This window comes from Zobellella denitrificans (genome assembly GCF_002237365.1).
Taxonomy (GTDB): Bacteria; Pseudomonadota; Gammaproteobacteria; order Enterobacterales; family Aeromonadaceae; genus Oceanimonas; species Oceanimonas denitrificans.
The window spans coordinates 1-7784 of record NZ_NMUO01000131.1 but is presented as its reverse complement, the minus strand read 5'-3'; the positions used below and the strand labels follow the sequence as shown (position 1 = coordinate 7784).

Below are 7784 nucleotides of genomic sequence, written 5' to 3'. Positions count from 1 at the left end.
CCCACGCCCGCGGATGTCGCCCGCTCGCGCGCGCCCCGGCGGCAGGGTGGCACTGGGGGCGCCCGCCCGGCCGGTCTTCGTCCGGCCCCGGGCCGTCCAGGGCCACCCCCGACCCGCGTCCGGCACGCCCGTCCCCCGGGTGGGGGGAAGTGCCCAGGCGGCGGCCCTTTGGCAAAAGCCGGGGCGGGCCCCGCCCGCCGCCTGGGCATTCCCGCCTACGAGGGCTACGGCCTGTCGGAATGCGGTTCGGTGGTGGCCCTGAACGCCCCGGGCCGGGACAAGACCGGCACGGTGGGCCGCCCCCTGGACCACCTGCGGGTGCGTATCGCCGACGATGGCGAAATCCATGTGCGTGGCGGCGCCATGCTCGGCTACCTGGGCGCCCCGCCCACGGCGGGCGGCGACATCGCCACCGGCGACCTGGGCCGGCTCGATGACGACGGCTTTCTGCTGCTCACCGGGCGCAAGAAAAACGTGCAGATCACCGCCTTCGGCCGCAACTTCTCCCCCGAATGGGTAGAGGCCGAAGCCCAGGGCTGCCCGGCCATCGACCAGTTGGTGATCATCGGTGACGGCCTGCCCGCCAATGTGGCGCTGATCCGGCCGGCGGCCGGGCGGGAAGACGAACTGGCCGGCCAGATCGCCGACCTCAACCGCCGCCTGCCCGACTACGCCCGCATCCATCACTGGCTGGTGCCCAGCCCGTCCCTGGCCGCCCGCGGCCTGCTTACCGCCAACGGCCGGCCCCGGCGCGACGCCATCCGCCAGGCCTTTGCCGACCATCTCCACCGACTGACAGGAGTCTCTCCATGAGTTTTTATCAATACCTGCAACAGGCCACCGCCGCCGAGCGGGAATACCTGCTGAGCGCCCCGGTGATCGCCGCCTGCCAGCGCGGCGAGGTCTCCCTCGGCCTGTATCGCGCCTTTCTCGCCCAGGCCTACCACCACGTCTCCCATACGGTGCCGCTGCTGATGGCGGCCGGCGCCCGGATGCCCGCATCCCACGAGTGGGTGCGCCAGGCCCTGGTGGAATACATCGCGGAGGAATACGGCCATCAGGAATGGATCCTGAACGACCTCCGCGCCTGCGGCGGCGACGCCGAGACGGTGCGCCAGGGCCGGCCCGGACAGGCGATCGAGCTGATGGTGGCCTTCCTCTACCACCAGATCGATCGCCACAATCCGATGGCGCTGTTCGGCATGGTGCAGGTACTGGAAGGCACCAGCGTGGCCATCGCCCTGACCGTGGCCGGGCAGCTCAGGCAGGGGCTGAAGCTGCCGGAGCAGGCCATGAGCTACCTGAGCTCCCACGGCGCCCTGGATCAGGAACACCTGTGTTTCTTCGCCGGCCTGATGGACAGGGTCACCGCCGTCGAAGACCAGGAGGCCATAGTGCATGCGGCCAGGGTGGTGTACCGCCTGTACGGCGACATGCTGCGCAGCCTGGAGGTGGCCGATGGAGCTGAATGACAAGACGGTGCTGCTCACCGGCGCCAGCGGCGGCATCGGTGCGGCCCTGGCGCAGGAGCTGGCCGCGGCCGGAGCCCGCCTGCTGCTGCAGGGGCGGGATCGCCCGCGCCTCAACCGGCTGCTGGCCGGGTTGCCGGACAGCGGCCGCCACAGGATCATCGCCGTCGATCTGCTCATGCCCGGCGCCGTCGACGGCCTAGTCCAGGCGGTGCGGGACGCCGGCGGCCTGGATCTGCTGATCAACAACGCCGGCACCAGCCGGTTCGCCTGGCTGGAGGACCAACCGGCCGGCGACATCCACCACCAGCTGACCCTGAACCTGACCATGCCCGTGCTGCTCACCCGCAGCCTGCTGCCCTGCCTGCGCCGGCCGGGGCTCATCATGAACATCGGCTCGACCTTCGGTGCCATCGGCTACCCGGGCTACAGCGTTTATTGCGCCGGCAAGGCCGGATTGCGGGGCTTCAGCGAAGCGCTGGATCGGGAGCTGGCCGGCAGCGGCGTCCGGGTACTGTACTTCGCGCCCCGGGCGACCCGCACCACCCTGAACAGCCCGCAGGTGGTCGAACTCAACACCGCCCTGGGCAACCACACCGACAGCCCGGAATGGGTCGCGGCCCAGGCACTGCAGGCCTTGCAGAAACAGCAGCAACGCCGCTGGCTGGGCTGGCCCGAACGCCTGCTGGTGCGCCTCAACGCCCTGTTCCCCGCCCTGCTGGACCGGGCCCTGGCCCGCCAGCGCGCCACCATCGCCCGTTACGCCGGGCATCCCGCCGACAAGGAGATTTCGCCATGAACAAGACCCTGCTATTGCTCGCCGCCCTCACCCTGCCCCCCGTCCAGGCCGCCGACAAGCTCGACCCCATACAGGAGCAGTGGGCCCGCTGCCAATACCAGGTGGCCGATGAGGAACGGGAAGGCTGCCTGGAACAGCTGAGCATCCGGGCCGACCTGGCCAGCTCCGCCAACCCGACCCGCACCGATCTGCTGATCTGGTCGGCCATCGTCAAGAGCACCTGGGCCGGCGCCAAGGGCGGCCTGGGTGCGCTCAGGCTGGTCAAGGACGCCCGCCGCCGCCTGGAGCAGGCGCTGCAGCAGGATGCCAGCGCCCTCGATGGCTCGGCCTATACCAGCCTGGGCTCGCTCTATTACCAGGTGCCGGGCTGGCCGGTCGGGTTCGGCGACAAGGACAAGGCCGAGCAACTGTTGCGCCAGGCGCTGCGGATCAACCCGCAGGGCATAGATCCCAACTTCTTCTACGGCGATTTCCTGCTGCGGCAGGGCCGCAAGGAGGAAGCCAGGAGCTACCTGCACAAGGCGTTGCAGGCCCCGGCCCGGCCCGGCCGGGAGCTGGCCGATACCGGCCGGCGCAAAGAGATTGAAGCCCGCCTCGCCAGGCTTTAACGTAAGCGGATAACCGATAGCGGAGCCGGACGATGCGAATCCTGCTGGTAGAAGACGATCTCATGCTGGGCGATGGACTGGTCGATGCCCTGCGCGCCGCCGGCTACACGGTCGACTGGCTGACCAGGGGGCTGCCGGCGCTGGAGGCGCTCAGGGCCGAGGAGTTCGCCGCCCTGATCCTCGACCTGAACCTGCCCGACATCGACGGCCAGCAACTGCTGCAGCGGTTGCGCCGGGCCGGACACGGCCTGCCGGTGCTGATCCTCACCGCGCGCGATGCGCTCGACGACCGGGTGCGCGGCCTCGACGGCGGCGCCGACGACTACCTGGTCAAGCCCTTCGCCCTGCAGGAACTCCATGCCCGGCTGCGGGCCCTGGTGCGGCGGGGACAGGGCCAGGCGCATGCCGTGCTCCGCCACGGCCGGCTCGAGCTGCACCCCGACGCCCGCCAGGCCTACTACCAGGGCGAACCGGTATCGCTCACGCCCCATGAGTACAAGCTGCTGCAGGAACTGGTACTCAATGCAGGCAGGGTATTCAGCAAGGAACAGCTGGAACAACGCCTCTATGGCTGGGACGAAGGCGCCGCAAGCAATGCGGTGGAAGTCCACATCCACCACCTGCGCAAGAAGCTCTATCCCGAACTTATCCGCAATATCCGCGGCGTGGGCTATATCGTCGAGCGGAGCCGGGATTAGTGCGCTCCATCCGCCGTTTCCTGCTTTCCGGCGTGCTGCTGGTGGTCAGCATCAGCCTGGCCGCCAGCGCCCTGGTCGGCTACCTGGACACCAGCCACGAACTGGAGGAACTGTTCGACGCCCGCCTGGCCCAGTCGGCCCGCATCACCCAGCGCCTGCTCAACGACTATTTGCGCCACGCCGGTGCGCCGCCGGACGGCGGCGCCGTTTACAAGGACTGGCACGATGAACACCCGCACTCCGCGCAGGGTGACGATGACGACGGCCGGGAAGCCACCCCCTTTGGCCACCAGTACGAAAGCAAGCTGTACTTTCAATTACTGGATGCCCGGGGCCGGCTGCTGCTGCGCTCGCCCGAGGCCCCGACCGAGCCGATAGCTCCCCTGCAGCCCGGCTTCATGATGGTGAGCGGCCAGGGGCACGACTGGCGCACCTTTACCCTGCAGGATGCGGAGCACGGCCGCTGGCTGCTGGTGGCCGAACGGGACGACGTGCGCGGCGAGCTGGCCAGCAAGCTGGCCCTGCGCGCCATACTGCCGGCCCTGCTGTCGCTCCCGCTGCTGCTGCTGTTGCTGTGGTGGCTGGTCGCCCAGGGCTTGCGCCCGCTCCGCCAACTAACCCAGGGCCTCAGCCGGCGCCACCCGGCCAACCTGAGCCCGCTGCCCACGGGCAAGGTGCGGGAGCTCCAGCCCCTGACCCGGGAACTCAACCGGCTGATGCAGGCCCTGGCCGACACCCTGGAGCGGGAACAGCAGTTCACCGACGAGGCGGCCCACGAGCTGAAAACCCCGTTGGCGGTGCTGCGCATCCATGTGGAGAACGCCCTCGCCGCCCGGGAGCCCGACCGCCGGGACCAGTCGCTGCACAAGGCATTGCAGGCCCTGGCCCGCAGCGACCGGCTGATCCAACAGCTGCTGACCCAGGCCCGGCTCGACAACCAGCAGGCGGCGGAGCTGGTCCCGCTGCAACTGGATCGGCTGCTGCGCGATACCGTGGCGGAGCTGGCTCCGCTGGCGCTGGAAAAGGGACAGCAGCTCAGCCTGAACGCCGCCTCGGCCGCCCCCTGCCAGGGCCAGCCGGTCCTGCTCGGGCTGCTGTTCGGCAACCTGCTCGACAATGCCATCCGCTACACGCCCCCGGGCGGGACCATAGCAGTGACGCTGGAACGCCAGGCGGCGCATTACCTGGTCACCATCGGCGACACCGGGCCGGGCATTCCCGAGTCCCAGCTGCCCCGGCTATGGGAACGCTTCTTCCGGGGCAACCCCCAGCAGGGGGATGGCGCCGGGCTCGGCCTGGCCATCGTCCGCCGGGCGGCCAGCCTGCATCAGGCCGGTATCGAGATCCGCAACCGCGCCGGGGGCGGCCTGCAGGTGCAGGTGTCCCTGCCGGCCCCGCCGCCAAATTGAGCACGGCCGGTGATTGGGATACACTGCCCGAACCCCAAGCCAGCCGAGAGCCCGTGCCGCATGTCCAAACCCCAGGATGATGCCCGTATTATCAAGAAATACCCCAATCGCCGCCTGTACGACAGCCACACCAGCAGCCACGTCACCCTGGCCGACATCCGCCGGCTGGTGCAGGAGGAAGAGCCCTTCCAGGTGGTGGATGCCAAGACCGGGGAAGACATCACCCGCAGCATACTGCTGCAGATCATCCAGGAGGCGGAAAGCGACGGCGACCCCATCTTCTCCAGCGACATGCTGAAGAACATCATCCGCTTCTACGGCCCCTTCCAGGGCGTGCTGGGCAGTTACCTGGAAGAGAGCATCCAGTCGATGATCGACATCCAGACCCAGGCCGGCATGCAGTCCTCCAAGGCCTGGACCGAGTTCATGCACAGCCAGGTGCCCATGATGCAGGAGCTGATGCGCCAGTACGTGGAGCAGTCCCGCCAGCTCTACCTCAACACCCAGAACATGTTCGGCCTGTTCGGCGGCTTTCCGGGCGGCAACGACCAGAACCAGGAACAAAAAAAAGACGATAAGGAATAATCCTTATCGTCCCAAACGAGATAACAACCCGTTGTTGTTATTGGTTGTCTAGTCAGCCGGCCTTGGTGGCGCGGGTGGTCTTGGCGGCGGTCGCGGTGTTGGTGGCGACGGCGGCCACGGCATTGATGCCTTTCTCGGCCGCTTCGGCCACTTGCTTGGCGGCCTTTTCGGAGCTTTCCGCGGCCTGCTTCAGGGCCTTGTCGGCGATGTCGGCGGCATCCTTGGCGGCCTTCTGGGCGCTTTCATAGGCGTCGTTGGCGTTGCTGACGGCGGTCTTCAGGGCGGTGACCGCCGGCTCGGCGGCCGCGGGCACGCTGCTGGCAAACTGCTCGACCCACTCATCCACCTGCTTGCTGCCGGCGGCAATTTGCTGCTCGCCGAACTTGGTCACTTCCTGCTGGGCGCCGGTCACCAGGGCGAACAGCTCCTTGTTGAACGCCAGTTGGCGATCCAGCAGGGCGGTGGGGCTGAAGAAGGCGGTCTGCAGCTCGAAGAAAGCCTTGGGATCCCGTACCGCCAGCAGCTTGCCGACATAGTCGAACTGGGCCGCGCTCAGCTCGGCGAAGGCCTTGGACTGCAGCTGGCCCAGCTTTTCCACGCTGGCGAACAGGCTGCCGCTCAGGCCCTGTACCTGGGCCAGGTTGGCTTGTTGGGCACTTTGCAGTTTTTCAAAATTGAACAATGACATAGTTAGCGTCTCCTGAAGAATGGGAAGGCATAGGCCCTGCACGCCAACAAAGAAATCATCATCACACTAGGGTTCTCGGCGCGCATGGTCATTATTGCACCGCACAAAAAACATTTACAAGATCTTTTTTGTGCAGCGCACAATTCCCTGCGCCCGGGATGTTTCTCCTGGCGTTTCCCCGCATCAGCCGGGGCCGCAGCGGCAAAATGGATCGATACTGAATAAATGTGACCCCCGTATGACGGAGCCGCCCATGATCACCGCCGCCGGCCCCCTGGTCGACTACCAGCCCGCCGCCCTCGACATCTGGGACGGCAAGTACCGGCTGAAGGACGACAGGGGCGAACCGCTCGACCAGGATATGCACGCCACCTTCAGCCGGGTCGCCCGGGCCCTGGCCGATGGCGAGGCCACGCCGGCCCTGCGCAAGACCTGGTACCAGCGCTTCCTGTGGGCGATGGAGCAGGGCGCCCTGCCCGCCGGGCGCATCCTGGCCAACGCCGGCGCCCAGGCCTGCCGGCCGGGCACTTCCACCATCAACTGCACCGTCTCCGGCCCCATCGCCGATACCATGGACGACATCCTGGGCAAGCTGCACCAGGCCGGGCTCACCCTCAAGGCCGGCTGCGGCATCGGCTACGAGTTTTCCACCCTGCGCCCGCGCAACGCCCCCGTGGCCGGCGCCGGGGCCAGCACCTCGGGGCCGCTGTCGTTCATGGATATCTACGACAGGATGTGCTTCACCATCTCTTCCGCCGGCGGGCGACGCGGCGCACAAATGGCCACCTTCGACATCGCCCACCCGGATGTGCTCGACTTTATTCACGCCAAGCGCGAACCGGGCCGGCTGCGCCAGTTCAACCTGTCCCTGCTGATCGGCGAAGACTTCCTCGACGCGGTGCAACAAGGCAGGGACTGGCCGCTGCTGTTCCCGGTCACCCCGGCCGAGGTGGCGCAGGACCGGCTGGACACCGCCGACCCGGAGCAGATCCGCTGGAAGGCCGGCCCGCTCGGCCAGGGCTACCTGGAGGACGACCGGCAGCGGGTGGCCCACCGGATCTACCGGCGCATCGAAGCACGCGCCCTGTGGCGGCAGGTCATGCGCGCCACCTACGACCATGCCGAACCGGGCTTTATCCTGATCGACAGGGTCAACGAGCTGAACAACAACTGGTTTTGCGAAACCATACGCGCGACCAACCCCTGCGGCGAGCAGCCCCTGCCCCCCTACGGCAGCTGCCTGCTGGGCTCGGTCGACCTCACCCGTTTCGTGGAGGCCCCCTTCACCCCGGCGGCCCGCTTCGGCTGGGATCGCTTTCGCCGGGTGGTGGCGGTCTTTACCCGCTTGCTGGACAACGTGGTGGAGATCAGCGGCCTGCCCCTGGCCGAGCAGCGCCGGGAGCTGGCCGACAAGCGCCGCCACGGCATGGGCTACCTGGGCCTGGGTTCCGCCCTCGCCCTGCTGGGGCTGCGCTACGGCTCGGCCGAGGCCGTCGCCTTCACCGAGCGGGTGACCCGGGAGCTGGCC

8 protein-coding genes and 1 pseudogene are annotated in these 7784 nt (G+C 68.1%); 8 read left to right on the top strand and 1 reads right to left on the bottom strand.

Annotation, left to right across the window (positions count from 1 at the left end):
* Positions 1-156: 156 nt before the first annotated feature.
* The 7 genes and pseudogenes from CGX12_RS18195 to phaR all read left to right on the top strand — a co-directional run.
* Positions 157-813: pseudogene (locus CGX12_RS18195) on the top strand (AMP-binding protein); the annotation flags it as partial.
* Positions 810-1472: an iron-containing redox enzyme family protein gene (locus tag CGX12_RS18190; RefSeq protein ID WP_094041269.1), complete on the top strand. Its 663-nt coding sequence runs from the start codon at positions 810-812 to the stop codon at positions 1470-1472. The pseudogene CGX12_RS18195 and the gene CGX12_RS18190, both read left to right, overlap by 4 nt.
* A complete protein-coding gene (locus tag CGX12_RS18185; protein ID WP_094041268.1) occupies positions 1459-2268 on the top strand; it encodes an SDR family oxidoreductase in 810 nt (269 codons plus the stop codon). The genes CGX12_RS18190 and CGX12_RS18185 overlap by 14 nt, the downstream gene beginning before the upstream one ends.
* Positions 2265-2876: a tetratricopeptide repeat protein gene (locus CGX12_RS18180; protein ID WP_094041267.1), complete on the top strand. Its 612-nt coding sequence runs from the start codon at positions 2265-2267 to the stop codon at positions 2874-2876. Before CGX12_RS18185 ends, CGX12_RS18180 begins: the two co-directional genes overlap by 4 nt.
* Before the next feature lie 32 nt (positions 2877-2908).
* Positions 2909-3574, top strand: a complete 666-nt coding sequence (locus tag CGX12_RS18175) for a response regulator (protein ID WP_094041266.1) — start codon at positions 2909-2911, stop codon at positions 3572-3574.
* Positions 3574-4983 (top strand): ATP-binding protein, encoded by a 1410-nt coding sequence (locus tag CGX12_RS18170; RefSeq protein WP_094041265.1) that lies wholly within the window; start codon positions 3574-3576, stop codon positions 4981-4983. The genes CGX12_RS18175 and CGX12_RS18170 overlap by 1 nt, the downstream gene beginning before the upstream one ends.
* 60 nt (positions 4984-5043) lie before the next feature.
* The gene (phaR, locus tag CGX12_RS18165) at positions 5044-5568 is read left to right on the top strand and encodes a polyhydroxyalkanoate synthesis repressor PhaR (protein ID WP_094041263.1); all 525 of its coding nucleotides are present in this window, start codon (positions 5044-5046) and stop codon (positions 5566-5568) included.
* A 52-nt stretch (positions 5569-5620) separates the two neighbouring features.
* Here the strand turns inward: phaR and CGX12_RS18160 are convergent, their stop codons facing one another.
* Complete coding sequence (locus CGX12_RS18160; protein WP_094041261.1) at positions 5621-6256, bottom strand: phasin family protein; 636 nt, start codon at positions 6254-6256, stop codon at positions 5621-5623.
* A gap of 238 nt (positions 6257-6494) precedes the next feature.
* Here CGX12_RS18160 and CGX12_RS18155 point away from each other — a divergent pair.
* The coding region (locus CGX12_RS18155; RefSeq protein WP_438273047.1) for a ribonucleotide reductase barrel domain-containing protein at positions 6495-7784 on the top strand (1290 nt) is incomplete at its 3' end.

Excerpts from the sequence above, each read along its gene's own strand:
- CGX12_RS18160 (WP_094041261.1), bottom strand. The coding sequence starts at position 6,256 with ATGTCATTGTTCAATTTTGAAAAACTGCAAAGTGCCCAACAAGCCAAC.
- CGX12_RS18175 (WP_094041266.1), top strand. The coding sequence starts at position 2,909 with ATGCGAATCCTGCTGGTAGAAGACGATCTCATGCTGGGCGATGGACTG.
- CGX12_RS18180 (WP_094041267.1), top strand. The coding sequence starts at position 2,265 with ATGAACAAGACCCTGCTATTGCTCGCCGCCCTCACCCTGCCCCCCGTC.
- CGX12_RS18185 (WP_094041268.1), top strand. The coding sequence starts at position 1,459 with ATGGAGCTGAATGACAAGACGGTGCTGCTCACCGGCGCCAGCGGCGGC.
- CGX12_RS18190 (WP_094041269.1), top strand. The coding sequence starts at position 810 with ATGAGTTTTTATCAATACCTGCAACAGGCCACCGCCGCCGAGCGGGAA.
- phaR (WP_094041263.1), top strand. The coding sequence starts at position 5,044 with ATGTCCAAACCCCAGGATGATGCCCGTATTATCAAGAAATACCCCAAT.